This window comes from Caballeronia sp. LjRoot31 (genome assembly GCF_964253885.1).
Classification (GTDB): domain Bacteria; phylum Pseudomonadota; class Gammaproteobacteria; order Burkholderiales; family Burkholderiaceae; genus Caballeronia.
The window spans coordinates 964,484-990,321 of the sequence record NZ_CAXURX020000001.1; the positions used below are offsets into that span (position 1 = coordinate 964,484).

27 protein-coding genes and 1 tRNA gene are annotated in these 25,838 nt (G+C 61.0%); 12 read left to right on the forward strand and 16 right to left on the reverse strand.

What is annotated here, in order from left to right; translation table 11 throughout:
- Positions 1-324: 324 nt before the first annotated feature.
- From hemC to ACSQ8V_RS04095, 3 genes are read left to right on the forward strand one after another with little or no spacing between them, the layout of a single operon-like run.
- Entirely contained in the window at positions 325-1,335 is a 1,011-nt protein-coding gene (gene hemC, locus ACSQ8V_RS04085) for a hydroxymethylbilane synthase (RefSeq protein ID WP_436204966.1), read from the forward strand.
- Entirely contained in the window at positions 1,335-3,593 is a 2,259-nt protein-coding gene (hemDX, locus tag ACSQ8V_RS04090) for a fused uroporphyrinogen-III synthase HemD/membrane protein HemX (protein WP_436204967.1), read from the forward strand. Before hemC ends, hemDX begins: the two co-directional genes overlap by 1 nt.
- A complete protein-coding gene (locus ACSQ8V_RS04095) occupies positions 3,593-4,786 on the forward strand; it encodes a heme biosynthesis protein HemY (RefSeq protein WP_436183082.1) in 1,194 nt (397 codons plus the stop codon). Before hemDX ends, ACSQ8V_RS04095 begins: the two co-directional genes overlap by 1 nt.
- A gap of 74 nt (positions 4,787-4,860) precedes the next feature.
- Here the strand turns inward: ACSQ8V_RS04095 and ACSQ8V_RS04100 are convergent, their stop codons facing one another.
- Positions 4,861-5,115: a hypothetical protein gene (locus tag ACSQ8V_RS04100; RefSeq protein WP_436204968.1), complete on the reverse strand. Its 255-nt coding sequence runs from the start codon at positions 5,113-5,115 to the stop codon at positions 4,861-4,863.
- A gap of 13 nt (positions 5,116-5,128) precedes the next feature.
- Here ACSQ8V_RS04100 and ACSQ8V_RS04105 point away from each other — a divergent pair, with 13 nt between their 5' ends.
- Positions 5,129-5,266 carry a hypothetical protein gene (locus ACSQ8V_RS04105; protein WP_436204969.1) on the forward strand — a complete coding sequence of 46 codons (138 nt, stop codon included), beginning with the start codon at positions 5,129-5,131 and terminating at the stop codon, positions 5,264-5,266.
- Positions 5,267-5,276: 10 nt separating this feature from the next.
- On the opposite strand, the gene ACSQ8V_RS04110 is transcribed toward ACSQ8V_RS04105, so the two are convergent.
- The 5 genes from ACSQ8V_RS04110 to trxB all read right to left on the reverse strand — a co-directional run bounded on the left by ACSQ8V_RS04110 (position 5,277) and on the right by trxB (position 9,311).
- On the reverse strand, positions 5,277-5,600 hold the full coding sequence (locus tag ACSQ8V_RS04110) for a rhodanese-like domain-containing protein (protein ID WP_213762499.1): 324 nt from the start codon (positions 5,598-5,600) through the stop codon (positions 5,277-5,279).
- 138 nt (positions 5,601-5,738) lie between these two features.
- Complete coding sequence (locus ACSQ8V_RS04115) at positions 5,739-6,392, reverse strand: protein-L-isoaspartate O-methyltransferase family protein (RefSeq protein ID WP_213762500.1); 654 nt, start codon at positions 6,390-6,392, stop codon at positions 5,739-5,741.
- 181 nt (positions 6,393-6,573) lie between these two features.
- Positions 6,574-7,194, reverse strand: a complete 621-nt coding sequence (locus ACSQ8V_RS04120) for a trimeric intracellular cation channel family protein (protein WP_213762501.1) — start codon at positions 7,192-7,194, stop codon at positions 6,574-6,576.
- 2 nt (positions 7,195-7,196) lie between these two features.
- Positions 7,197-8,042, reverse strand: a complete 846-nt coding sequence (locus ACSQ8V_RS04125; RefSeq protein ID WP_436206589.1) for a Smr/MutS family protein — start codon at positions 8,040-8,042, stop codon at positions 7,197-7,199.
- A gap of 273 nt (positions 8,043-8,315) precedes the next feature.
- Positions 8,316-9,311: a thioredoxin-disulfide reductase gene (gene trxB, locus ACSQ8V_RS04130; RefSeq protein WP_213762502.1), complete on the reverse strand. Its 996-nt coding sequence runs from the start codon at positions 9,309-9,311 to the stop codon at positions 8,316-8,318.
- A gap of 378 nt (positions 9,312-9,689) precedes the next feature.
- On the opposite strand from trxB, the gene ACSQ8V_RS04135 reads away from it, so the two are divergent.
- Both ACSQ8V_RS04135 and lolA read left to right on the forward strand, forming a co-directional pair.
- On the forward strand, positions 9,690-12,005 hold the full coding sequence (locus ACSQ8V_RS04135) for a DNA translocase FtsK (RefSeq protein WP_436204970.1): 2,316 nt from the start codon (positions 9,690-9,692) through the stop codon (positions 12,003-12,005).
- A 57-nt stretch (positions 12,006-12,062) separates the two neighbouring features.
- Positions 12,063-12,728 (forward strand): outer membrane lipoprotein chaperone LolA, encoded by a 666-nt coding sequence (gene lolA, locus ACSQ8V_RS04140; protein WP_436204971.1) that lies wholly within the window; start codon positions 12,063-12,065, stop codon positions 12,726-12,728.
- Positions 12,729-12,903: 175 nt separating this feature from the next.
- Here lolA and cytX read toward each other — a convergent pair whose 3' ends face one another.
- Positions 12,904-14,241 (reverse strand): putative hydroxymethylpyrimidine transporter CytX, encoded by a 1,338-nt coding sequence (cytX, locus tag ACSQ8V_RS04145; protein WP_436206590.1) that lies wholly within the window; start codon positions 14,239-14,241, stop codon positions 12,904-12,906.
- A 232-nt stretch (positions 14,242-14,473) separates the two neighbouring features.
- On the opposite strand from cytX, the gene ACSQ8V_RS04150 reads away from it, so the two are divergent.
- The 6 genes from ACSQ8V_RS04150 to ACSQ8V_RS04175 all read left to right on the forward strand — a co-directional run bounded on the left by ACSQ8V_RS04150 (position 14,474) and on the right by ACSQ8V_RS04175 (position 20,365).
- Positions 14,474-15,787, forward strand: a complete 1,314-nt coding sequence (locus tag ACSQ8V_RS04150; RefSeq protein ID WP_436204972.1) for a replication-associated recombination protein A — start codon at positions 14,474-14,476, stop codon at positions 15,785-15,787.
- A gap of 183 nt (positions 15,788-15,970) precedes the next feature.
- Positions 15,971-17,269, forward strand: coding sequence for a serine--tRNA ligase (gene serS, locus ACSQ8V_RS04155; protein ID WP_213762507.1), 1,299 nt, complete (start codon positions 15,971-15,973; stop codon positions 17,267-17,269).
- Between the two features lie 153 nt (positions 17,270-17,422).
- Positions 17,423-17,512 (forward strand) — tRNA-Ser (locus tag ACSQ8V_RS04160).
- A 167-nt stretch (positions 17,513-17,679) separates the two neighbouring features.
- A complete protein-coding gene (locus tag ACSQ8V_RS04165; RefSeq protein ID WP_436204973.1) occupies positions 17,680-18,936 on the forward strand; it encodes a tyrosine-type recombinase/integrase in 1,257 nt (418 codons plus the stop codon).
- A 126-nt stretch (positions 18,937-19,062) separates the two neighbouring features.
- Positions 19,063-19,344 carry a helix-turn-helix transcriptional regulator gene (locus ACSQ8V_RS04170; protein WP_436204974.1) on the forward strand — a complete coding sequence of 94 codons (282 nt, stop codon included), beginning with the start codon at positions 19,063-19,065 and terminating at the stop codon, positions 19,342-19,344.
- Between the two features lie 139 nt (positions 19,345-19,483).
- On the forward strand, positions 19,484-20,365 hold the full coding sequence (locus ACSQ8V_RS04175) for a hypothetical protein (protein WP_436204975.1): 882 nt from the start codon (positions 19,484-19,486) through the stop codon (positions 20,363-20,365).
- Between the two features lie 173 nt (positions 20,366-20,538).
- Here the strand turns inward: ACSQ8V_RS04175 and ACSQ8V_RS04180 are convergent, their stop codons facing one another.
- The 9 genes from ACSQ8V_RS04180 to ACSQ8V_RS04220 all read right to left on the reverse strand — a co-directional run bounded on the left by ACSQ8V_RS04180 (position 20,539) and on the right by ACSQ8V_RS04220 (position 25,803).
- Positions 20,539-21,060, reverse strand: a complete 522-nt coding sequence (locus ACSQ8V_RS04180) for a DUF5710 domain-containing protein (RefSeq protein WP_436204976.1) — start codon at positions 21,058-21,060, stop codon at positions 20,539-20,541.
- Positions 21,061-21,070: 10 nt separating this feature from the next.
- Positions 21,071-21,379, reverse strand: coding sequence for a DUF5710 domain-containing protein (locus tag ACSQ8V_RS04185; protein WP_436204977.1), 309 nt, complete (start codon positions 21,377-21,379; stop codon positions 21,071-21,073).
- Positions 21,380-21,389: 10 nt separating this feature from the next.
- Positions 21,390-21,761 carry a hypothetical protein gene (locus tag ACSQ8V_RS04190; RefSeq protein WP_436204978.1) on the reverse strand — a complete coding sequence of 124 codons (372 nt, stop codon included), beginning with the start codon at positions 21,759-21,761 and terminating at the stop codon, positions 21,390-21,392.
- Positions 21,752-22,501: a hypothetical protein gene (locus ACSQ8V_RS04195; RefSeq protein ID WP_436204979.1), complete on the reverse strand. Its 750-nt coding sequence runs from the start codon at positions 22,499-22,501 to the stop codon at positions 21,752-21,754. The genes ACSQ8V_RS04190 and ACSQ8V_RS04195 overlap by 10 nt, the downstream gene beginning before the upstream one ends.
- A 5-nt stretch (positions 22,502-22,506) precedes the next feature.
- The gene (locus ACSQ8V_RS04200; protein WP_436204980.1) at positions 22,507-22,776 is read right to left on the reverse strand and encodes a hypothetical protein; all 270 of its coding nucleotides are present in this window, start codon (positions 22,774-22,776) and stop codon (positions 22,507-22,509) included.
- 44 nt (positions 22,777-22,820) lie between these two features.
- Entirely contained in the window at positions 22,821-22,994 is a 174-nt protein-coding gene (locus tag ACSQ8V_RS04205) for a hypothetical protein (protein WP_436204981.1), read from the reverse strand.
- A 291-nt stretch (positions 22,995-23,285) separates the two neighbouring features.
- A complete protein-coding gene (locus tag ACSQ8V_RS04210) occupies positions 23,286-23,777 on the reverse strand; it encodes an NUMOD4 motif-containing HNH endonuclease (protein ID WP_436204982.1) in 492 nt (163 codons plus the stop codon).
- 143 nt (positions 23,778-23,920) lie between these two features.
- Positions 23,921-24,805, reverse strand: a complete 885-nt coding sequence (locus tag ACSQ8V_RS04215; protein ID WP_436204983.1) for a hypothetical protein — start codon at positions 24,803-24,805, stop codon at positions 23,921-23,923.
- A 266-nt stretch (positions 24,806-25,071) separates the two neighbouring features.
- Positions 25,072-25,803, reverse strand: a complete 732-nt coding sequence (locus tag ACSQ8V_RS04220; protein ID WP_436204984.1) for a hypothetical protein — start codon at positions 25,801-25,803, stop codon at positions 25,072-25,074.
- Positions 25,804-25,838 lie beyond the last annotated feature (35 nt).

The window sequence follows — 25,838 nt, forward strand, 5'->3', positions numbered from 1 at the left end:
AGACAGGATACCGGGGTGGCCGGGCGCCAGAAAACACGAAAGGGCGCGAGACCGCCTGCCGGTGCGACGTTCGACTGCTTTGCCATGCCTTACTACACCGTAGCGGATGAAACCCGAGATTGCGAAGGCGCCCTACCGCGGCCACACGATAAAATGCGTGCCCCGGCGATGCCGCGCGATGCGGCACACCCTTGCTGTCTCCGTCCTGCCGCCTCGCTCGAAGCCCGCGCCGTGGCGTTCGGGCGCGGGGTCCGACTGTAATTGGGCCATGGCGTGCGTGCTACCATTGTTTGTTATCCATCCCGTCATTCGATTGACTTTGCAATGAACTCCGAGACGCCTTCCACGCCACCGCCCGACACTCTGGTCATTGCCTCGCGGGAAAGCCGTCTAGCCATGTGGCAGGCTGAGCACGTGCGGTTTGCGCTGCACAAATTATATCCATCTTGCGACGTCAAAATCCTCGGAATGACGACACGCGGCGACCAGATTCTCGACCGGACCTTATCGAAGGTCGGCGGCAAGGGCCTGTTCGTCAAGGAACTGGAAGCCGCGCTGGCCGACGGCCGCGCCGACCTGGCCGTGCATTCGCTGAAAGACGTGCCCATGGAACTGCCTGATGGCTTCACGCTGAGCACGATCCTTGAGCGCGAAGATCCGCGCGACGCCTTCGTCTCGCCGCACTATCCGTCGCTCTCGGAACTGCCTGAAGGCAGCATCGTGGGGACGTCCAGCCTGCGGCGCGAAGCCATGTTGCGCATGCAGTTCCCTCATCTCGACGTCCGCCCGTTGCGCGGCAATCTCGATACCCGGCTTGGCAAACTTGATCGTGGTGACTACGCCGCGATCATTCTTGCCGCCGCCGGCTTGAAACGCCTCGGCCTCGAATCACGGATTCGCCAGAGCTTGCCGGTCGAAATCAGCTTGCCGGCCGCAGGACAGGGCGCGCTGGGTATCGAGATCCGCGCCGGCCGCGACAATCTTGCCGCGTGGCTCGCGCCCTTGCATCATGAGGCAACGGCCGCTGCTGTCGAAGCTGAACGGATGGTGTCGCGCTCGCTCGGCGGCAGTTGCGAAGTGCCGCTTGCCGCGTATGCCGATTGGCGCGACGGCGTGCTGCATTTGCGCGGCTGTGTATCGACGGTCGATGGCACGCGGGTCCTGCGTGCCGAAGGCTCGGCCCAGGCCGCTGACGTACAGGCCGCGCTGGATCTTGGCAGTCGCGTCTCGGCCGAACTCGAAGCGCAGGGCGCAATGGATATCGTCCGTGAGTTGAGCACCGCGAGCGGCGCGCATATTCCTCCCGCTCCTCCCGCTGCGTCGCCTGCCGACTGATGGCGAGCGCTCAAGGATCTGCCCATTCATCGGCGCAAGGGCCAACGCAATCGCCAACGCAGCCGCCAACCCAACGACCGGCTGTTGTCGTCACGCGTCCTTTGGGCCAATCGGCCGTGCTGCTGCCGCTGCTGGAGCGCGCCGGTTTCGAGCCAATTGAGTTTCCGCTCATCGATATCGGTCCGGTGGCCGATGCCGCGCCACTGCACGCCGCGCTCGGCGAACTTTACGCACCCGCGCCGCTTGGCTTTGCGCTGGTCGTGTTTGTATCGCCGAACGCGGTCGACCACGCGTTTGCCGCGCTCAGTTCCGCCTGGCCTTCACAGATACCCATTGGCGTAGTCGGCCCCGGCAGCGTGGCTGCGCTCGCCCGGCAAGGCGTGGCACCGCCAGCCTATAGGATCATCAGTCCGCTTATCAGTCCAGCGCCCGGCGCAACGGCAACAACGGCGGCGCTAACCGACCCCCGTTACGATTCCGAGGCGTTGTTTGCGGCTATCGAAGTGCACTTCGGCCTCCGCGGTCTCAGGGACAAACGCATCTTGATCGTGCGCGGCGATGGCGGCCGCGAGTGGCTGGCGGACGCGCTCAGCGCGGCGGGCGCGAAAGTGGAGAAGGTCGCGGCGTACCGGCGGATCGTGCCGGAACCGTCCATGCGCGACTGGGAACGCATCCATGCATTGCTCGCCGGCGTTCCGCACGCGTGGCTGCTGACAAGCTCGGAAGGCGTACGCAATCTTGAAGAGCTTGCCCGCGAACATCTCACCGTCGATGAAACCCTTACGCTCAAGCACGCGCCGCTCGTGAGCCCGCATCCGCGTATTGCCGAAGCCGCGCGGCAAGCGGGTTTTGATACGATTACGGTGTCCGGCGCTGGCGACGAGCGTATCGTGCAGGCGCTCACGGGCATCTTCGCCGCGGCAACGGAAAGAACGGAACAGACCGCGGAACAATCGAAACCCGAACAAGAACCCGGCGCGCAGGTTGCAAAAGCGCAGGAACATGGATACAAGGCCTCGACGGCAGCGCCGTTCAGCCAATCCAGTCAAACCAACCAGGAGTCCGCGCCGACGGATTCCAGGCCGGCTTCAACGCCGGCTCACCAACCGGCTCAATCACGCATGACTGATTCGATCGATTCAAGTAAAACCGCCCCGAAATCCGCTACGTCGACGCCGCCCCCGGCGTCGAACCCGCCGAACACACCGTTCACGCCCTACGAGTCTCAGCCGAAACAGCGTGGCGGCGGCGCGGGCACTGCGCTGCTGTGGCTGGTGCTGCTGATTGTCGTGGTGGTCGCGGGCGTGGGCGGTTTCATGCTCAACCGCAAGTTCGATCAGCGCGATGCGCAATTCGCGCAACGCTTGCAAGCGAATGACACGCAAACGGCCGCGTTGCAGGCCCAGGCAGACCAGGCCGCCAGTTCCGTGCAGGCGCTCAACACGCAGATCATCCAGTTCCAGGGCAAACTCACCGACGCGCAGGCGCAAAGCCAGGCGCTGCAACAGCAATACCAGGATCTGGCGAGCAATCGCGACGACTGGACCCTTGCCGAAGTCGAGCAGATCCTGTCGAGCGCGAGCCAGCAGTTGCAGCTCACCGGCAACGTCCAGCTCGCGCTGTTTGCGCTGCAAAGCGCGGACACGCGCCTGGCCGCGACCACGGGTCCGCAGATCGTGACGATCCGCAAGGCCATCGCGCAGGACATGGACAAGCTGCACGCAACGCCGTCCACCGATCTCACCGGGCTGGCCATCAAGCTCGATACCGCAATCGATCAGATCGATTCCCTGCCGTTGGCGGGCGAAGCGCCGATCACGCCGGCCACCGCCCACGCCGATACTCCACGCAACACCGCTTCCATCGCAGCCGCGACTGGCCAGCCGGTTTGGAAAGTGTGGCTGGAGCAGGTTGCCAGCGGGATCGGGCAGCAGTTGTCGAGCCTTGTGTCGGTGCGTCGCATCGATAACGCCGAAGCCATGCTCGCATCGCCGGATCAAGGTTATTTTGTGCGCGAAAACGTGAAGCTGCGTTTGTTGTCGGCGCGTTTGTCGCTGTTGTCACGCAGTGAACCCGCGCTGAAGTCGGATCTTCACGCTGCGGACACGGCGCTCGGCCGGTATTTCGATCAGTCGTCGGGCAAGGTCAAGGCGGTTCGTGCGCTCTTGCAGCAAGTCGATCAGGCGTCGCTCGCGGTCACCGTGCCCGACCTGAACGCGAGTCTCGCGGCGGTTCACCAGTTCAAGCGAGGCGGATGATGACGATGCGCGGACTCATCTGGTTTGTACTGCTGTTCGCGGCAGCGGCGGGCTTGGCGCTCGTCGGTGTCTTCGACGGCGGGCAAGTGCTGCTGGTCATGCCGCCGTATCGGGTGGATATATCGCTGAATCTGTTCGTGGTGGCGCTGGTCGTGTCGTTCATCGTGATCTACGCCGTGCTTCGCGCCATTCGCAGCGTGCTGAAAATGCCGCAGCGGGTGTCGGCGTACCGGACCCGCTCGCGGCTCGCGAAGGCCAATGCCGCGTTGCGCGATGCCATCGGCCATTTGTATGCGGGACGTTTTTCCAAGGCGGAGAAGTCCGCACGCGATTCCCTTATCGCCGATGAAAACGCCGGTGCTGCTGGGTTGATCGGCGCCAAGGCGGCGCACGAGATGAACGAGTACGCACGTCGCGACGAATGGCTCGCCAAGGTGCAGGGCAGCGACTGGCAGGATGCGCGTTTGATGGCCACCGCCGACATGCGCGCCGATGGCCGCGACGCGGACGGCGCGCTGGTCGCGTTGACCGAGATGCAGGCGCAGGGCGGCCGGCGCCTGCACGCGCAGCAGATTGCGTTGCGCGCGCAGCAGCAGCTGAAGAACTGGGGCGAAGTGCTGAAGCTGGTCAAGACGCTGGAGAAACGCGAGGCGCTGCATCCGGCTGTCGCGGTGCGTTTGCGCCAGGTCGCAGCGGAAAATCTGCTGCGTGATCGGCGGCATAACCCGGACGCGTTGCTGGAGTTCTGGCAGTCGTTATCGGCGACCGAGCGGCAATCGCCTCGTCTTGCTGACCTTGCCGCCGAATTGCTGATTGCACTCGATAGAAGGAACGACGCGCGCAAGATCGTGGAAGAAGCGTTGAATCACAACTGGGACGCGCGGCTGTTGCGGCGTTATCCGGATTGCGCGTCGCCGGGCGATGCATTGCCGTTGATCCAGCGTGCTGAAGCCTGGCACAAGGAACGCACCGAAGACGCGGATCTGTTGTTCACGCTCGGGCGCTTGTGTCTGCATCAGCAGTTGTGGGGCAAGGCGCAGGCGTTCCTGGAATCGGCGTTGAAGCTCGCGGACAACGAACCGTTGAAGATTCGTACGCATCGGGCGCTGGCCCGTTTGCATGAGCAACTCGGCGATAGCGAAAAGGCGAGCCTGCATTATCGCGAGAGCGCGCTGGCCATGAACGTGGTTTGAGTTTTTACCGGCTTTAAAGAAACCGCGGGCTTCTTTCGTTTTCGTATTCGTTTTCGAAAGATGTCCGCGGTTTTTTATTGCGGCATCGAGAGGCGGTTAACCGCGTTGGTCTTACGTGCCGTCGCGCCCAGACTGCTCTTCGCGTAACTTGTGACCAGATCGAGCGTCGGGTAATGGCCGGCCTTCGCCTTCAATGTCTCGCGCTGCGAGTTCGCTACGGCCAGTTGCTTGAGCACGACCTGATAGTTCGTGTCGCGTGCCGTATCGATCCATTGCTGCATGTCGGCCGGAACGGGCGGCGGCGTCACGCCGCGCGCGAGGCCATCCACCCCGGGTCGCCAGATGCCCGACGATCTGCTCCAGCGCCGCCAGCTTCACCTCAAGCTCGTTCTGCGCCGCAATTTCCTGCGGGATCGCGTGATCGTATTTGGCCTGGGCTTCGTTGGTATCGGTGAGTGCTGGGTAAAACGAGAATACTAAAGCGGCCGGATCAGTACGTCGGCACGGCCGGATCGACCTGACGCGACCATGCGTCAATACCGCCGAACAGGTTGAATACCTGCGTAAAGCCGCGGGACTCCAGGAACATGCCGACTTGCGCGCTACGGGCGCCGTGGTGGCAGATGCAGACGATCTGCGCTTCGTCGTCCAGTTCTTCGCTGCGCGCCGGGATATCGCGCATCGGGATGGCGACAATATTGGCAAGCCTGGCGGTTTCGATTTCCCACGGTTCGCGGACGTCGAGCAGGAGAGGGGCGGGACGCGATGTATCGGCGAGCCATTCGGCCAGTTCGGGTGCGGACAGATTTTGCATGGGATTCCGGTGAAAGTGGTCAGCGACAGCGAGCCGGCCGGCCCGCTGGTGCTACCCGCACAAACAAAGGTGCAGCGTGCAACTTGACGCTTCGGACTCGCCCCAGTAACGCGAGTCCGAGCGTGAAACCAGGTCGTGTCAGAACTTGAAGCGCGACGGTTGCACGGCGTTCTTGAGCGGCGGGATCAGCGTTTCGAAAATATCGGCGACGCGAAATTGCTTTTCGTCCACGCGCGTGATGATCTGCGCCTTCATGACCGGCGCGCCGCCGACAAACGCCGCCAGCCGGCCGCCGATCTTCAACTGATCGAGGAATTCCTGCGGCATGACCGGCAGGCCGCCCGACACGCAGATCACGTCGTAGGTTTCGCCTTCCTTCCAGCCGCGTGCGCCGTCACCGAGTTCGACCTGCGCATTCGACACGCCGTTCGCCGTCAGGTTTTCTGCGGCCAGCTTCGCGAGTTCGGGCTCGATTTCGACGGTGGTGACCGAACGGCCACGTGCGGCAAGCAACGCCGCCATGTAACCCGATCCGGCGCCGATCTCGAGCACGACTTCGTGCTTTTTCACGGCCAGTTCCTGCAACACCCGCGCTTCGACTCGCGGAAACAGCATGTGTTGGCCGGCGGGCAGCGGAATCTCGAGATCCGCGAACGCGATGTTGCGATACGCGGCCGGAACGAAATTTTCACGCTTGACGATCGACAGCAGGTTCAGGACGTCCTGGTCCAGCACATCCCAGGGACGGATTTGCTGTTCGATCATGTTGAAACGCGCTTGCTCGATATTCATGTTCAGTCTGCGGGTCGATCGACCGTTGGGGTGGAGTTGACGTAACGAGTTGATGTAAATGCAATGCCGGAAATAAGGCGAAAATCGAGGACAGATTGTAGCAAATAGCCGGCGGCCTTCGCTCGCGCGTGTGGGCGGGGCTGTGGCCGCGCATTTGCCGTAACGCTCCTGCGGCCTCGGATCAGTGCGGCAAGCGCACGTCCAGCTTGAGCGTGACCAGCCGTGCGAACAATGTAAACCCGGTCGATACCAGCACGTTGTACACCCCTTCCAGCCCCAGCCAGTCGAGTCCGAGATACAGCCAGCAACCCGCGAACGCGCAGACCGCATACGGCCGTGAATCGCGCAGGATCAGCGGCACCTCGTTGCACAGCACGTCCCGCATGATGCCGCCGAACACCCCCGTCACCACGCCCATCATGGCCGCGGTGAACGCGGGCATCTCGGCATCGAGCGCAATCGACGTCCCGGAAATGCTGAACAGGCCCAGTCCGATGGCGTCTGCAATCAGCAGCGCGCGCTGATCGAACAGGCGTGTGGTCGTGCGCAGCAGGAAAGGTGCAAAAATCGCCATGATGAAGATGACGATCACGTAATCCTGGTGCTGGACCCAGTAAAACGGCCGGCGCGACAGCAGCACATCGCGTATCGTGCCGCCGCCAAAAGCGGTGGCGAGCGCGACCAGAAAGGCCCCGACGGCATCCAGCCGGCGCTTTCTCGCTTCGATCAACCCGGAAATCGCATACGCGAAGATCGCGAACGCCTCCATGATGGAGATGGCCAGCGTGAGCCTCGGATGCACGGTTACGGCCCCTTTCGCTGGTCGCGCCGGTGGTCGGAATCGTGAATCCGGTGGTCCCGGTCTTGCGGATGACTGTGATGCTGCGATGAGGTGCCGGGCTGGAGCAGCACGAGCACGGCGCCGGCGCCGCCGTCATGAGGCCGCGCCTGACAGAATGCGATCACTTCCTCTTTCTGCACGAGCCACGCGCGCACTTTGCCTTTGAGCACTGGTTCGCGTCCGATCGACCCCAGTCCCTTGCCATGAATCACGCGCAGGCAGCGCAGCCCGCGTTTCACCGATTCACGGATAAATTCCGACAGCGCCTCACGCGCTTCCTCGCGCCGCATGCCGTGCAGGTCGAGTTGCGCCTGCACGATCCATGCGCCGCGCCGGAGCTTGCGCACCACTTCCTGACGCACGCCGTGGCGGCAGTAGGAGAGGGAATCGTCGGTATCGAGCAGGCTTTCGGGATCGTATTCGTCGGAGAGCGCTTCGTGCAGGACGGCCTCTTCATCCAGGCGCGTCTGCAACGGCAGCGGCGACGGCGGCACGCGCGGCAGCGGCATGCGGGGAGGGACTTTCAGCGGCGCTACTTCACCGATCGAACGACGGAATACATCCGCATCCGCCACGGCTTCGCGCTCGGCCGCCGCGGCCGCAGCGCGCTGGATCTTGCGTTTGGCTGCAGCAACCTCGAGGGAGCTGCGCAACGCGCCGAGCCCGGCGAGGCCATCGCGTTTCAACACCGCCGACAATTCTTCCGGCGTCGGCGCAGCGGCCTTGGGCGGAGCGGTGGCCGTGCCCGGCGCGGCGTCGCGCTGGCGTTTCAGCTTGGGTTCGTTCGGATGGGGCAGGTTCTTGGGCATTACACGGCAGAAGAAGATGCACGGCGGCAGAACACGGTTCACGCCGCTTTCGGAAACCCTTTTTAACATGGGAAGAGGAAAAATCGGCACGGAGGGCGTTTTCTTACTTGTTTTTTCAACCGCCTCCAACCGCGCTCAAATGAAAACGCCGGCCGATCCAAGGGATCTCGACCGGCGTTTCTTTGTACCCGGCATATACCCGTACGGGCAATACCGAGTCGTGTTCAAGCGGCGCGCAAATTCGTGTTAATCGGGCGCCGCCTCTCCCGCCGCTTACCGTTCCGCTTCGGCGCTCATCGAGTGCACGGCGGGATTTTCGTCGATACTTTCAAGATAACGCTGCGCATCGAGCGCGGCCATACAGCCCGTGCCGGCGCTGGTGACAGCCTGGCGATAGATGTGATCCTGCACGTCGCCGGCGGCGAACACGCCCGGAATGCTCGTGCCCGTCGCGTTCCCTTGCAGGCCGCCGTGCGTGATGATATAGCCGTTTTTCATCTCGAGCTGACCAACGAACAGGTCCGTATTCGGCTTGTGGCCGATCGCGACAAACACGCCTTGCAGCGGTACGTCGCTGGTCGTGCCCGTTTCGGTGCATTTGATGCGCAAGCCCGTCACGCCGGAAGCATCACCCGTGACTTCGTCCAGCACGTGGTTCCACTTGATGTCGACCAGGCCTTCTTTTTCCTTCGCGAGCAAGCGGTCGATCAGGATCGGCTCGGCGCGGAACTTGTCGCGCCTATGCACCACCGTCACCTTCTTCGCGATACCCGCCAGGTACAACGCCTCTTCCACGGCGGTGTTGCCGCCGCCGATCACGGCTACTTCGCCGTTCTTGTAGAAGAAACCGTCGCACGTCGCGCAAGCGGACACGCCCTTGCCCATGAACGCTTCTTCCGAAGGCACGCCAAGATATTGCGCCGATGCACCCGTCGCAATGATCAGCGAGTCGCAGGTGTACTCGCCCGAGTCGCCGATCAGGCGGATAGGCCGTTCGGTCAGCTTGGCGGTGTGGATGTGATCGAAGACAATTTCAGTGTTGAAGCGCTCGGCGTGATCCAGCAAACGCTGCATCAGCTCCGGACCTTGTACGCCCATTGCGTCGCCGGGCCAGTTTTCGACGTCGGTAGTGGTCATGAGCTGACCGCCCTGCGCCAGGCCCGTGATAAGCAACGGCGACAGGTTGGCACGCGCCGCGTAGACAGCGGCGGTGTAGCCGGCGGGGCCGGAACCGAGAATCAGCACTTTTGCGTGTTTGGGCGAAGACATGAGAGCAATCCGTTGTGGTTAGGGCCGAACCGTTGATCCGCATTGATCCGCGGTGATCGATGAACGATTCATATCGGCTTGAGCACGCGGACCGTGGAAAGTCGCTTGTGGCGGCTAACCGCTTGCCGCGCACCGTTGCCGATGACCTGTAGTTAGGTGCGAGTTCGCCATTATAAAGGGGGTAAAGAACGCTCGCCGAGTGATCCTTTTAATCGCGGCCATAGCACGCTGCAGGGCTTGCAGCGTGTAACGCGTGTGTTACAGGGTGAAACTGCAGACCATTTTTGCTCGATCATCGCAACGCAGCGTTTACAATGCGTCATTAAACCTGTCGACCTGCTGCACGCCGTGCGGCGGGTCAGAAAGCCTTACGGATCAATGGCAAAAGCTACCTATTCTGCAAGCGCCCAGGCATTGCCGCACCGCATGTCGCGCCTTTTCACCGAGATTCGATGGATCTTGCAGGTCGCGCTCGGCGTGTTCCTGCTCATGGCGCTGGTGAGCTACAGCCGCCACGATCCAAGCTGGACCCACGCCGCGCAAGTGGACCAGATCGCCAACTGGGCGGGCCGCGTGGGCGCGTGGACAGCAGACATCCTGCTGCTTTTGTTCGGGCTGTCGGCCTATTGGTGGGTCGTGCTGCTGGTGCGGCGGATCATCGCGAATTATCGGCGGATCACGAATCACGAAGCGGCTGACGCTGACGACTCGCCATCGAAAGATCGCACATGGCTGGCCGAGGCGTTCGCGTTCGTGCTGGTGCTGGCCGCAAGCGACGGCATTGAAGCGCTGCGGATGTGGTCGCTCAAGGTGCAGGTGCCGCGGGCGCCGGGCGGCGTGATTGGCGAGGCGGTTGCGCACGGGGTTTCCCATGCGCTCGGTTTCACCGGTGCTACGTTGTTCCTGCTGGTCGCACTGGCGATCGGCTTGTCGCTGTATTTCAACTTCTCATGGTTATCCGTCTGCGAAAAAACCGGTGACGCCATCATGGCTACCATCACCGGCGCGAGAATGCGCCGCGAGGCGGGCCGCGACCGCAAGCTGGGTGAAGTGGCGGCCGAGAAGCGCGAAGGCAAGGTGGTGCGCGGGCGGGTGAAGATCGAGGAGCAGGAACCGGTGATGATCGTGCCTCCCGTCGCGGCGGCCAAATCGGCGCGTGTGGAGAAGGAAAAGCAGGTGCCGCTTTTCACCGATCTCCCCGGCGACTCCACGCTGCCGCCGCTGGCTCTGCTCGACGCCGCGCCGGAAGTGAAGGAAATCATTTCCGCCGATACGCTCGAATACACGTCGCGGCTGATCGAGAAAAAACTGAAGGATTTCGGCGTGGAAGTGTCCGTGGTTGCCGCGTACCCGGGTCCGGTCGTGACGCGTTACGAAATTGAGCCGGCAACGGGAGTGAAGGGCTCGCAGATCGTCGGGCTGGCGAAGGATCTGGCGCGCTCGTTGTCGCTGGTCTCCATTCGCGTGGTCGAGACCATTCCGGGCAAGAATTTCATGGCGCTGGAATTGCCGAATCAGCGCCGCCAGACCGTGCGCTTATCCGAGATTCTCGGTTCGCAGGTTTATGCCGATGCCGCTTCGCCTTTGACCATGGGTCTGGGCAAGGATATTGGCGGTAAGCCGATATGCGCCGACCTCGCGAAGATGCCCCATCTGCTGGTGGCAGGCACCACGGGCTCGGGCAAGTCGGTGGGGATCAACGCAATGATCCTGTCGCTGTTGTACAAAGCCACCGCCGACGAAGTACGCATGATCCTCATCGACCCGAAGATGCTCGAAATGAGTGTCTACGAAGGCATTCCGCATCTCCTCTGTCCGGTCGTCACCGACATGCGGCAGGCCGGCAACGCGCTCAACTGGGCGGTGGCCGAGATGGAACGCCGCTACAAGCTGATGAGCAAGATGGGCGTGCGTAATCTTGCGGGCTTCAACAACAAGATCGACGAAGCCACCAAGCGCGACGAGAAGATCCCGAATCCGTTCAGCCTGACGCCGGACGAACCTGAACCGCTTAATCGCCTGCCGACCATCGTGGTCGTGATCGACGAACTCGCCGACCTGATGATGGTGGTCGGCAAGAAGGTGGAAGAGTTGATCGCGCGGATCGCGCAGAAAGCCCGCGCCGCCGGGATTCACCTGATTCTCGCCACGCAGCGGCCATCGGTGGACGTGATCACCGGTTTGATCAAGGCCAACGTGCCCACGCGGATGGCGTTCCAGGTGTCGTCGAAGATCGATTCGCGGACCATCCTCGACCAGCAAGGCGCGGAATCGCTGCTCGGCATGGGCGACATGCTTTATCTGCCGCCGGGCTCGGGATTGCCCGTGCGCGTGCACGGCGCGTTTGTATCGGATGAAGAAGTGCATCGCGTGGTCGCCAAGCTGAAGGAGCACGGCGAGCCGAACTACATTGAGGGCATTCTTGAAGGCGGCGTGCTGGGCGATGGCGAGGACGGTGCGCCAGGCGGCGCGGGCGCGGGCGGAGAAGGCGAAGCCGATCCGCTCTACGACCAGGCCGTCGAAATCGTTATCAAGAACCGCCGCGCGTCGATCTCGCTTGTGCAGCGGCATCTGCGGATCGGTTATAACCGGGCAGCACGACTGCTCGAACAAATGGAAAATTCGGGGCTCGTTTCGTCGATGTCCTCGAACGGCAATCGCGAAATCCTCACGCCGGCGCGTGAAGCCGAATAAGGTTATCTGGAGAGTTTTTATATGCAGTCAGTTTTGGGATCGACTTTGAGATCGGCCATGAAACATCAAAGCCGGACGATAAAAGCCGTTGTTTTCGGCGCTTCCATGCTGCTGGCGTCGCAGGCTTTCGCAAGCGGTACGGAGCAATTGAAGGCATTTATCGCGCAGGTTCACGCGGCGCATGGCAACTTTGTCCAGCGTGAGGTGAAGGCGCCGAGTAAGGCCGCTGCATCGGCTACGCAGGGCATGGCGTCGCGGCTTGGCGGCACGTCGAGCGGTACGTTCACGTTCGCGCGGCCGGGCAAGTTCATCTGGTCGTACGACAAACCCTACGCGCAAGTGTTGCAGGCGGACGGCGACAAGCTCTACGTCTACGACAAAGACCTGAACCAGGTCACGATCCGCCCGCTGGGCAATGCTCTAGGCGCGAGTCCGGCTGCGATTCTCTTCGGCAGCAATGACCTCGACAAGAATTTCACGTCGCGCGATGCGGGCGTGAAGGATGGCATCGACTGGCTGGAACTGACGCCGAAAGCGCAGGACACGCAATTCCAGCAGGTTGGCATCGGCTTCAAGAACGGCAATCTCGAAGCGATGGAATTGCATGACGTGTTCGGCAATGTCACCTTGCTGACGTTCTCGAATATCGAGAAAAATCCGCCGCTGAAAGCCGATCAGTTCAAGTTCATCGTGCCGAAGGGCGCGGATGTGATCAACGGGTAATGTAGTGCAGCTTGTTCGGGACAGGCTGCTCAGTCGGGCTTAGCACGCAAACTCAGCCAGCGAACTCAGCAAGCGGGCGAGGGGATCTGACGGTCCTCACGCCCGAATCGCTCGCCTAAGTCGCTGGTGAACTCATCGCGTGAATTTCCGCCCGAGTCACCGCCCGAACTACCGCCTAAGTCGCCGACGACCGTTGTTGCTCCCGGCGCCCGGACACTAACGCCAGATAAGCCAGCGCGCCGACCACGAGCGCCGGCAGCGTCGCGCCGAGATTCGGTAGCCACTGATTGATCGCGTGATACGCCGCGATTCCCAACGCCCACGCAATAAACCCGCTCACGTGCCAACCACCCGAGAACCCGTAGGGTCCGCGCGGATCGGTGAGCGCGGCGATTTCAACGCGACGTTTTCTCACGATAAAGTGATCCACCAGCACCACGCCAAATAGCGGCGCGAACACCGAACCGATCAGCAGCAGGAAGTTCTGATACTTGCCCATCTGCACGAGCAGCGCGATCAGCGTGCACAACGCGCCGAACGCCGCGGACAGCAACGGCACGCTCGCCTTCGCCCAGAACGTGCCGGTGGAAACGGCGGCCGAGTGGATATCGGCGAAAGCGTTGTCGATTTCATCGATGAGAATCAGCAGTAGCGCAATCCCGCCCGCCGCCTGGGCCAGCGCGACGGTCAGCAGCGCATCGCCGCCGCCGGCCGCGAGGCCGTAGAACGCGCCGAGCGCATAGAACCAGATGTTCGCGATTCCGTATCCGAACAGCGTGCCGCGGAACGTGCCGCCCGCGCTGCGCCCGAAACGCGTGTAATCGGCAATCAGCGGCAACCACGACAGTGGCATCGCGACCACCAGGTCGATACCCGCGCCGAACGGCATATCGCCCGTGCCGGGGCGGTTCATCAGCGCGCCAAAGTCTTGTTTCGACAGCAGATTCCACGTCAACCAGCCCGCGCCGCCGAGCAGCAGCCAGATTCCCCACGTACGCAAGAAGCGCCGGACGAACGACAGCGGTCCGGTGATCGCGAGCGTTGTCGCCAGCACGCCGAAGATCAAGGTCCAGATCAGCGGCATGGCGAGGCCGAATGATTGCTTGGCGAGGGCATCGGCGGAATCGCGCATCACGATGATTTCGAACGAGCCCCAGCCGACCAGTTGGACCGCGTTGATGACGGCGGGCACGGACGCACCGCGCAGTCCCAGTGTTGGGCGCAGCGACGACATGGCGGCCAGGCCCGTATCCGTGCCGACCACGCCGGCGAGCGCCAGCAAGACCACGCCGATCACCGTGCCGATCACAATGGCCGCGAGCGCATGCGGCAGCGACATGCCCGGTACGAGCAGTGCGCCGGCCTGCGCCACCAGCAAGCCGATGCCGAGTGAAAACCACAACGCGAAGGCGTCCGATGTGCCGAACGCGCGGCGCGCGGCGGGGACCGGCAGAAGCGGCGCGTAAGTCGATGTGCCGGTTTCGCCGCTCGCGCCTGTTGTGTTCTCCTTCATGTTCCCTTGTCCCATTCGCGTTTCGTCCTTATCTGTAGGGCTTGGCCCGGTTCATGCGCGTTTCTTCGGTTCGTCCGCGGCTGTCATAATCACCGTTGCGGCTCGATTCGCGTTTTTCGAGGCGAAACGTTCATTTTGACGCAGCGGCGGCGTCCGTCTCGAAAAGCGCACGATTATCGCTGTCTTTGCCCAAATTGCACCACCAGACCTATCCGGAAACCTCCAGAGCGCCATGTTCGAAGAAAACCGTGCCAATGTTCCGCTTGCCGAGCGTCTGCGTCCTCGCACTATCGACGAGGTCATCGGCCAGAAACACCTGCTCGGCGCCAGCAAGCCGCTGCGCGTCGCCTTCGAGTCCGGCGAAGCGCATTCCATGATCCTCTGGGGGCCGCCGGGCGTGGGCAAGACCACGCTCGCGCGCTTGATGGCGGCGGCGTTTCACGCTGAATTCATCTCGCTTTCGGCGGTGCTGTCGGGCGTGAAGGACATTCGCGAGGCGGTCGAACTGGCGCAGATTCATCGGGCGAACGGGCATCAGACGCTGGTGTTTGTCGACGAAGTGCATCGATTCAACAAGAGCCAGCAAGACGCATTCTTGCCTCACGTGGAGTCGGGCCTGTTCGTGTTCGTGGGCGCGACGACCGAGAATCCATCGTTTGAGGTGAACAGCGCGTTGCTGTCGCGGGCGGCCGTTTATGTGCTGAAAAGTCTCGAAGCGAGCGAGCTCACCGAGTTGCTGGACCGGGCGCAAGGCGAACTGGGCGGTCTCACATTTACCGACGACGCTCGCGACGCGTTGATCGGTTCCGCCGATGGCGACGGCCGCAAGCTGCTCAACAATCTCGAGATCGTTGCGCGGGCGGCGGCGCAGCAGAAGTCGACGCATATCGACGGGGCATTGCTGGGCAGCGCGCTTGCCGAGAATTTGCGTCGTTTCGACAAGGGTGGCGACGCGTTCTACGATCAGATCAGCGCGTTGCACAAGTCGGTGCGCGGCAGTAATCCGGACGCGACGCTTTACTGGTTTTGTCGAATGCTGGATGGCGGCGCTGATCCGCGTTATCTGGCGCGGCGCATTGTGCGCATGGCATGGGAAGACATCGGTCTCGCCGATCCGCGCGCGGGGCGGATTGCGCTCGATGCCGCCGAAACCTATGAGCGCCTGGGTACGCCGGAAGGTGAGCTGGCGCTGGCGCAGGCGCTGATTTATCTGGCGGTCGCGCCGAAATCCAACGCGGGCTACAAGGCCTATAACGAGGCGCGCCAGTTTGTCGGCAAGGATCAGTCGCGCGGGGTGCCGGTGCACTTGCGCAACGCGCCGACGAAGCTGATGAAGGAGTTGGGCTACGGGCATGAATACCGTTATGCCCACGATGAACCCGACGCGTTCGCGGCAGGGGAGACGTACCTGCCGGACGGCATGCGCGATCCGCACTGGTACGAGCCGACGCCGCGCGGGTTGGAAGGCAAGATCGGCGAGAAGATGGCAAGGCTGGCCGAGATGGACGCGCAATGGCGGCGCGAGAACAAAGGCGAGAAGAAGTGATCGTGGTCCTGTGCCGCGGTATTGCTGATGAATACCGTAACGACTAATTTCGAGACAGGTTTTTCTGGAACGGAAAACGCCCCGAACTTTAGTCCCAACGGCTAACCCGGCCAAAGCGCGACAATAACCCTTCGGTGCTGAGCTAAAATCGCGGATTCGCACCTACTAAGAACCAGCCCTGCCATGCTCGACATTCAACTTCTGCGCAAAGACCCCGACGCCGTCGCCCAGCGCCTGGCCCAACGCGGCTACACCCTCGACATCGCTGCGTTCGCGGCACTGGAAATTGAACGTCGCGAGATCCAGACGCGGACCGAAGAACTGCAGATGCGGCGCAATACGTTGTCGAAGCAGATCGGTGCAATGAAAGGCCGCGGCGAAGACACTGCTGCGGTGATGGCGGAAGTGGGCGGAATTGGCGACACCATGAAAGCGTCGTCGGCACAACTCGACGACATCCAGAAACGCCTCTCCGACCTGATGCTCGGCGTACCGAACCTGCCGCACGAAAGCGTGCCGGTTGGCCGCGACGAGACCGAAAACGTGGAACTGCGCCGCTGGGGAACGCCGCGTTCGTTCGATTTCGAGGTCAAGGATCACGTCGATGTAGGCGCACCGCTCGGCCTTGATTTCGAGACTGGCGCCAAGCTGTCCGGCGCGCGTTTCACGCTGCTGCGCGGGCAGATCGCGCGACTGCATCGCGCGCTTGCCCAGTTCATGATCGACACCCACACCGAGCAGCACGGCTACACGGAGGCGTACACGCCGTATATCGTGAATCCGGAGATTCTGGTCGGAACGGGACAGTTGCCCAAATTCGCGGACGACATGTTTCGGGTGGAGAAGGGCGGCGAAGAAAACACGGTCACGCAATATCTGATTTCAACGTCCGAGATTTCGCTGACGAACACGGTGCGCGAAAGCATTCTCGAGGCTGCTGCGTTGCCGGTGAAGCTCACCGCGCATTCACCCTGTTTCCGGTCCGAAGCGGGTTCGTACGGTCGCGATACGCGTGGCCTGATCCGCCAGCATCAGTTCGATAAAGTGGAAATGGTGCAGGTCGTGTCACCCGAAAAATCGTACGACACGCTCGACGAAATGGTCGGCCACGCCGAAGCAATCCTGCAGAAGCTCGAACTGCCGTATCGCGTGATCACGCTGTGCACCGGTGACATGGGATTTTCGGCGTCGAAGACATTCGACCTGGAAGTCTGGCTGCCGGCGCAGAACACCTATCGCGAGATATCAAGCTGCTCGAACACGGAAGCATTCCAGGCTCGCCGGATGCAGGCGCGGTTCCGCAATGCACAGGGCAAGCCCGAATTTGTTCATACGCTGAACGGGTCGGGACTGGCGGTGGGGCGCACGCTCGTTGCGGTGCTTGAGAACTTCCAGAATGCGGATGGATCGGTGACGGTGCCGGCCGTATTGCGGCCGTACATGCGTGGCGTGGAAAAGCTGGAAGTGGTGGGATCGGAATAAGCGGCGCAATGAGTCGGTGTGTTGTAACCGGCTCACGAAAAGGGGTTGGAAATCGATTCCGAGTCGTCTATAATCTTTCTCTTCGCTGAGCATCGACCCGTTCAGCGAAGGCCGCAAAGAGCAGTAACAGGCACTAAAGCGGTTGCAGTAAATGGAAAGGTGGCAGAGTGGTCGAATGCGCTGGACTCGAAATCCAGTGTACGTTTAGGCGTACCGTGAGTTCGAATCTCACCCTTTCCGCCAGTTACCCTTGTTTTACAAGTATCAAAACGGCGCAAAGCCTAGTAAATACAAGGGTTTCGGGGCTTTTATCATTCACTAGGATTCACGGGATATCACCTGAATCCACTGGGAAAACCGGGTAACTTTCAGGGTAGAGTGAAATCCCCTGAATTCGAGTTACCCCGGTCATGCCTACAAATCTCCTGTCTGACCTCGCCGCAAAGAACGCAACCGCGCAGGACAAGGCTATCCGCAAGCTAGCGGACGGCGACGGCCTGTTCCTATGGGTCTACGCTGACGGCACAAAGTATTGGCGCATGCGCTATTACCTTGCCGGGAAGGAAAAGGGCTTGTCGCTCGGCGTCTACCCGAAGATCACGCTAGCTGACGCCCGGGCGCGGCGGGCTGACGTACTTACCCAGTTGAAGGCCGGGCTAGACCCTAGTCAGGAACGCAAGGCCGTCAAAGCCGCCGCCGTGCTGTCAGCGGCGAACACGTTTAAGGCCGTCGCCGACGAATGGTATGAAAAGCAAGCGGGCACGTGGGCGGATTCGCACGCGCTGGACGTTAAGCGCCGGTTAGAAAGCAATATCTATCCGACGCTAGGCGCGCGCCCGATAGCTGACTTGAGCGCCCCGGAGGTCCTCGCCGCCGTGCGCAAGATCGAGGCACGCGGGGCCACGGACCTAGCGCACAGGGTCATGGGCGTAGTCGGTCAGGTCTTGCGCTACGGCATAGCCACAGGGCGGGGCGCACGCGATCACACGGCGGACCTACGCGGGGCGTTGACGCCGCACGTGAAAAGCCATCAACACGCCGTCAGTGAAAAGTCGCTGCCGCAATTGCTGGCCGATATCAGCCGATACGATCAGCCGCCGACTAACGGCGACAAACAAACCCGAATCGCCTTGCAAGTCCTAGCGCTTACCTTTGTGCGCACGTCCGAATTGATCGGCGCGACATGGGGCGAGTTGACGCTCCCGAAAGACGACGGCGACGGCGGTATCTGGATCGTCCCCGCCGCGCGCATGAAAGGCAAGAAAGATCATGTCGTGCCGCTCGCACCGCAGGCCGTCGCCGCATTTAAAGAACTACAGGTATTAGCCGGGGATTCGTCTTGGGTATTGCCGGGTCGTAATCCGGTTAAGCCGGTTTCGAACAATACGCTGCTATTCGCGCTGTACCGCCTCGGTTACAAAGGCAAGATGACGGGTCACGGATTCCGGGCGGTGGCGTCTACGGCGTTATATGAATCGAACCTGTTTCAACCGGACTGGATCGAACGGCAATTAGCGCATGTCCCTGATAATCAAGTCGCCGCCGCCTATAACCGCGCTAAATATTTGCCGGATCGTCAGCAAATGATGCGCTGGTGGGCGACGTACCTTGTCGAACACGGATTATTAGGAAAGCCGGATATGTTGGTTAGCGCACTAACAGCTTAAAATCAGTATTGACCCGCCGCTCGTCTTGTGTTCGTATACGCATTCCAGTGAACGCCGGTGAATGATCGGCGCGCGCTGTCACTATCGCAATCCGGCATGGAGGCCATCTAGCGTGAGGGTACGCGTATGGCCGTTCGTTTTGTTAATGCCGCTGACCGGCAAACCGCTCAATCGGCGGAAATCCCCCCTGTAGTCAATTCGCGTGCGGACGTGTCACATATCGACCTGTCGTTGCCGGGCCGGTTGCGTGCCGCTGAAGTACAAGCGATTTTACGCATCGGTCCCACCTGGCATTACAAAGGGGTAAAGACCGGTCTGTACCCGGCCCCGGACTATTACGAGGGGAAACTGCGGTTCTGGCGTCATTCGACTATCCGCAAGTTTCTCGAAAGCGGGGGCGATGCATGAGTAATTAACAACGTCCCCGGCAAGTCGGCTTCACTTAGTTATCAGATAAAAACCAGCGGAATCCGCTGGTTTCCCATTCAAATGGCTTACGCAATGGAGTGCGATATGAGCTTAATTTTTGATTCTAGGGCACTAGACCATGAACGATCTTACGGCACCGCAAAACGAACCCGGAAAATCAGAGGCTTTAACGACGCTTTCTAATTTGGCCGCCGCCGCGCATTTAGAAACCGGTGGGGATTTTCTCGCGGAAGTAGCACAACGCGTTCAGACGGCGAACGAGACGCAAGCCTGGAAATATACTGACGCGTTGTTCTTTGCCGCGAAAAAGAATTATCTCGAATCAGGCGCGTGGTTAGCGAAGATTCAAGACGAGAAATGGTACAAGATAGAAGGCTACGGCTCGTATTTTGACTTTATCGGGTGCAAATACGGAATGAAGGAGCGGCGGGTTGCCGAAATGATGGCTACCTACCGGGCCGTTAGGGATTCGGGCGTTGCATGGTCAAAGATTCAGAACGTCAAGCAATCAAAACTGATCTTACTGGCGCGTGTGCTGACTAAAGACACGGCGGAATTCTGGGTGGATTTGGCGAAAATCCTTGACTATTCCGCTTTGAAAGCCCGCGTCCAGAGCGAGGTCGAGAAGACGGAAAACGACGCCATCGACGTAGTAGATACTTTCACGCCCGCGCCGCAAGCACAGGCGGCGGACGTGTTCACGCAGGACAAGGCGTACGCTGACCCGGACGACGACGAAGCGGACGAAATTCCCTACCTCTCTCAGCCGGATGAGGAAGACGAGGAAGAAACGGCACCGGTTGTCCTTACGCTCGCCGAGCGCTGTATGCCGTTGATTAACCTTATGAAGGATTACGGCGCGCGAAACTCACGCGATTGTCTTTACGCGGCGTTTCCCGGCTTCTTGTCTGACCCGGATTTCACTCAGGACTGGGGCACGCCTAACGACGATGAAGACCAGGGCGACGAAGGCAAAGGGGAGTCAGACGCGGCGCTGTAACGGACCGGCGGCACATAGGCCCGGTTGCAATCAATTGCACGGGCCTTTGCCAGTGACGGACAGACAGGGATTCATGAAACGTCTTGGAACCCCCGTGTTTACAGGGGTTCCGCGCCGGTTAGCCCCGGAGTTACCCGGGAAGTTACCGCGATAGGGTAGGGCCTAGCGGGCGGTCACGCGTGTACGTTAACGGACACCCGCTGAAACGCGTGTGCTGTCATAGCGGCGTCGCGCTGTTTGCGCCGGGCTAGTCGATACGCGGTTTTACGTGCCTTTTCGGCGTCAGCGTGTGCGCGCCGATACTTGGCTTTGCTTGCCCTGAATATGTCGGGGTTCGCGCGTCGCCATTCGCGACAGCTTTCAAGTCGGCACGGCTTGCACAGCGAACGCCGCCCGTCTTTCATCGTGCGGTCTAAGCCGAAGTCGGCAACAGGCTTTTCACACAGGCAGCGCGCGCATTGTTTATTCGTTACGGGCTTCGGCTTGCGTGCGGGCACGGCCCGCGCTTGCACGACGCCCCGGCGCAATGCCGACAACACGGGCGGGAGCCACGGCGCGAACGCCGCTAAGGGCACGCCCGCGCCCGGCGGAACGATCCAGCGCTTTATCACGCCGTCATATTGCGCGCCTAATGCGCGTGCCCGGGCACGGTCGGCGTGCGGGACGATTAGATACGTTGTGCGATCTTGATCCATAGCGCTGTCACTACGCCCCCGGCGGGTTTGCCTGTTCCCGGGCGATACACCACGGGCACTTTTCAACCTTGGTATAGCCGCTCAAAAAGCGCTTCCACCTAAGTTTTTCGCAACGCGGGCACGGGCCGGTTTCGGCTTGCTTAGGCTGTTGCTGTCGCCGGGACTGTCGGGGCTTGAACCACTCCCGAAACGGCAGAATGTCTTTGCGCGGCGGCACGTAGAATTGTCGGCGGTCAGCGTCATACAGCGCGCCTAGCGCGATAGCCCGCGCCTCGTGATGGCGGGGCACGTATAGATATGTAGGGTCTTTCGGGTTCATGATATCGGGACTACCTGACGTCTTCGAACAATCGGCTAAGCGCCCTCTGCTTGCGGTCTAATACGGGGGCGGGGAGCGGCATGTGCGCGGCGTTGCGTATCGTGTGCCGCGCGGCGGCTTGCGCGCCGTGTTGATTAGTCGCCCGCCGACACCACCCGGCATCGTTCGGTTCGACATAGGGCAGGCGTTCTACTAAGGTGCCGTCCGCATCGCTGTAAAACTGTCGCCCCGGGTTCCAGCGCTTGAACAGCGTTATGTCCGCACCGCCGGGCACGTACCAACGGTTCTTGGTCGCGCTGAACAACGCGCCGAGTTCAAGCAACGCCCCGATATCAGCGGACGTGACGTTGACGAGGTATGTGCGTTTTCGGGTTACAGCCATGACACCGGCCTCCCGCTGTGTATTTCGTCAAAGACGTTCGTCAGGTAATCGACGGGGCACGGCCAGCCGCCGACAAAGAATTCGGTTGCGCCGGATTTACGGTCATGGCGCGCTTCGATCTTGACGCGCCCGTGTTCGTAGACGACGCGTCCGGTTTTCGCCTGACGGGCCTCATAGCCTAGGCGTGCCGCGTTGATTAGCTGCGCTGACGCCGTGACTGTGACGGCTACTGTAGACACGTCTAGCGCGCCTAGGCTTTCGGTGGCCGTCGCGCGTTCGAGTTCAGCCCGCCTAGCGCGTTCGCTGTTGATACACGCAATACATTTAACGGTCAGCCGGTCCTCGGTCCTCGCGCTCGGGTTGAACGCGCTTACCGGCTTGACGACGCCGCACGTCTTGCACGCCTTACCCGTGATCGTGCGTCGCCGAGTGCCTGCCGTAGCCGCCCACGCTTCGACTTTGCACGCCTTGCAACACGCTTCCCGATACGTGCTACGCCCCGCCGCAAGGTAGAACTCCGTCAACGGTTTGACGACGCCGCACTTAGTACACGCCTTGCCGCCCGCCGTTTCTGTGCAATCAATTGCAATCGATACGGCTTCCGCCGGGGCTTCGACTACGCGGGGCCGCTGAGTAAAGGCCAGGAAGGCCGCGCGACAACCGGGCGTGACGACAGGCAGAGACACGGGCGCTACGGCTTGCGCGCGTCCGTGCCTGTTACGACTATGTTTTGTGCTCACGATAGCTATCCCGTGTATCCACCGACAATCGACCCGCCGTTACCGGCAATGACCTTGCCTTGCTGACGCCACGGTTCGGCCAGCACACGGGCGAGCCATTCCTCGCTAACAATGTTGCAGCCGACGAAGAACGTCACGGCCTTGTTAGAAGGATCGATTTGCGCGACGATTTGCGCGTCACCTACCCTAACGACCGTGCCGGGGACGGCTTGCCCGTACCAGCCCGTTGTAGTGCCTGACAGCGCAAGGGCTTTGATTGATTCAACGGTGTGCACACAAGCCTCGACGAAAGGGGGCGGGGGAACCACCCCGCGTAGGGTTAGCGGTTGTTCTTGAAAATGCTGCGCGGGTCGCTAGGTTCCGGCGGGTTATCGCGGATCGTGTTGTTCTGACGCTCCTGCGGCGGGCGCATGTCCTTTTCCTTCTTGACTTGAACGTCCTTAGCGGCGGAACGGCTGTCTACGTCGTCTTTCTGTGCGGGTGTTAATGCCATTACTGAAAATCCTCTACGGGTTGAACAGTGGGTTATGCGACAGCGGGTTTATGCGCAAGCAACGCGTCTAAAACCCTTTCGGGCGATTCGATCACGTACAGGGTCGAACCACTAGTCAAGTTAATTTCGGCTCCTTTGCTAGACGGTCTGACGTCGGTCACGTGTGCGGAACTGATCCATACGGGCTGAAGACTTTTATCAACCATCGTGCCGAATGATTTGTGAAATTTCGCAAACATTTCATGCTCCTAATGGGTTATGGGACTACAGGAAAACAGCTTGAAACAAGCGTTAAACTACGTGCGCCCATGTACGGCGCTTCTGTACTGCTTGAATCGCTACCTGTGACACGCCGTAGGCCTTGCCTAGCGCGCGCTGAGTGTGCGGCGACATGCGAATAGCGCGGATATCGTCTTCACACAGCTTCGCGTGCGGGTTCGCCTCGCCCTTGCCTGACGTGCCGTGTGCGATCTTGTCTTGCATGTTCTGCGTGTGCGTGCCCCAGCACAGGTTGCCTAGCCGGTTGTTCAAGTGATCGCCGTCGCCGTGACGGCATTCAAGGCCGGGCGGGCACGACCCTACAAAGGCCTCAAGCACTAGCCTGTGAACTTGATACTTGATCGCCACGCCGTCGCGGCATAGCGTGACCTGACGCCGCCCTTGCTTGTTGTGCCCGAACTTCAACACGTGACCGGGGTACTTGTCGCAACGCTTAACCCGACCTTCGCTGCTGACTTTATAAAGGCCTTCATAGCCGGGGACGGCACGCCAGATTTCAATCATGATTAGTACTCCAAAACAGCGAAAAAATGCGTGTTATCGCTTTATAAAACCGGGTAACTACCTGGGTAGCTCTATACCTTTACCGCCCGGAATCCCTGTAGACACAGGGTTCTCACGGTCTGAAGTGAATGACAACATATCCGTCACGCGTCGCCGTCATAGTCCTCCGGCGCGTTCGATACCCGGGCTAAAACCGCTAGATCGCCGGGGCTGGGTCCCCGTGCCGCCGCCTCGATCTCGGCTTCGTCCTCGGCTTCCATTCGCGCGTCCTCGGCTTCGATGGCGTTCACGTCGATACCGAACGGGTTTGTGATTTGTTCACGCGTAATCACGCGTGTTTCAGCCGCTAATGCGACAGCGGCGGCACGTTCCTCGGGCGGCAATTCCCCCAACGGCACACGCGGCAAGGCCCCGGTGACGACGATGGTCTTCGTGCCGTCGATCTTGCCCGCGTGCGTGATCGTCTGGCGCTCGGTGTAGTCCTGTGACCGCCGGGACAGCACTTTAAAGCGGTACTCGACCTGTAGGCTGGCCTTCTTGATCTTGTCGGCGGTCTTAAGCTTAACGACCGTGCCGTCCGGCAATTTCCCCATGTAGTCGCCGATCTGAATCGCGTCGGGGATGTCGATAAGCTGATCGGCCCAGAACTCAAGCTGAAACTCCCGCGCCGTGTCATAGCGCGCTTTCAATTCGGGGTCGGCGCTGATCCAGCCGTAGACGGCGGAACGCGTCGGGAACGCCGGGTCCGACCTACACGCCTCCGTCAACGTCTTGCCCCCGGCGACGGCTTTCAGCACGGCGTCAATTACCGCCGGGTCGTATTGATGCGGGCGACGGGGCTTGGTCTTCTCCTTCGGCTTACCTGACTTGCGGGGCGCACGCGGCCCGGCCCCCGGCGGTTCAGCCCGGGAAAAAGTTTTGACGGCGGGCGCGGGCGGGAGGGCGATGCCTTCAGGTGCTGGCTTCGTTCCGTCTACCGGGGACGTCGTGTCCTGTGCGGGCGGTGCTAACTTGATCGTTACTGACATATCGTCGCTTCTCTGCTTGCTAGACCTAGCGTTTGGTGTCCAATTACTTAGCTTGTTATCCTTAGCGCGCTGTCCGCGTCGTTGTGTCGGCGAGGCCTTTACCGGCCTTCTGTCCCTGTCTGTGTTTTGCAATCAATTGCAAGCGCGTCGGCTCGACCGGTGTTTTTCCCGCCGAACCCCGCGCCCGCATTTTTAAAGCGCATATCGACGTAAAAGGCCTTGAAACAAGGGGTAAAACCGCTTCTGCCCGGCGTCGCCGCCCGCATTTACTGTGCGGTCAACGCCGTACCGGCTAGCCCGTTGATACCCAGACTGCCGTCAGTCGGGACCGCGTACGCGATGGCACCGCTAGCCTGTCCGGTTGTGCTGGGGATACCCGATACGCTGGGGGCTTGCCCGGTATTCAGCCCGCCCGCGATTTTGTTCATCAACGAATTCATGACTTGCGCCGCAAGATCGAGGGTAATCAGCGGTTGAATGAAGTCGAATTGCCATGCGTGCTGTACCTGTTTGCTCTCGCCGCCCGAAACGTCCCGAACACTTGTCAACAAACAGTTGCTGAAAATCTGGCCCGGCGTCGCAATTGAAAACGTGCCGCCCATGTTGGTGTGCGCCTTCAACGCCGCTTGCAGCACCGTCAGAGACGCGAGTTTCGCCGTGTACCCGCCCACGCTTTGCACAGGACAGACCATCAGCATTGCAATCGTCAGCGGGTGCGCGATTACGCAATCGGCGGCGGTCTGCTGATTCGCGAACGGGAATTGCCCGTATACGTTATGAATCAACGTCGTGCCCGCCAGCGGTTTCCAATGGGCGAAAAACTGATCGAGAGCGGGCACCGCTGTACCGTTCAATAGCCCGGCTGTGAACGACGCGGATTCCGTTAGGGCGACGATAGGCAACATCTGCCCGGGGATTTGTGAGGCTATGCCGTTCACCAAAATGATCGGGCTGATCTCATAGCCCAACTGAAAAACTTCACGTCCGAGGGAGGACATAGCGTTAAACCCCTGTAGTTATGCTAATTGTTGCG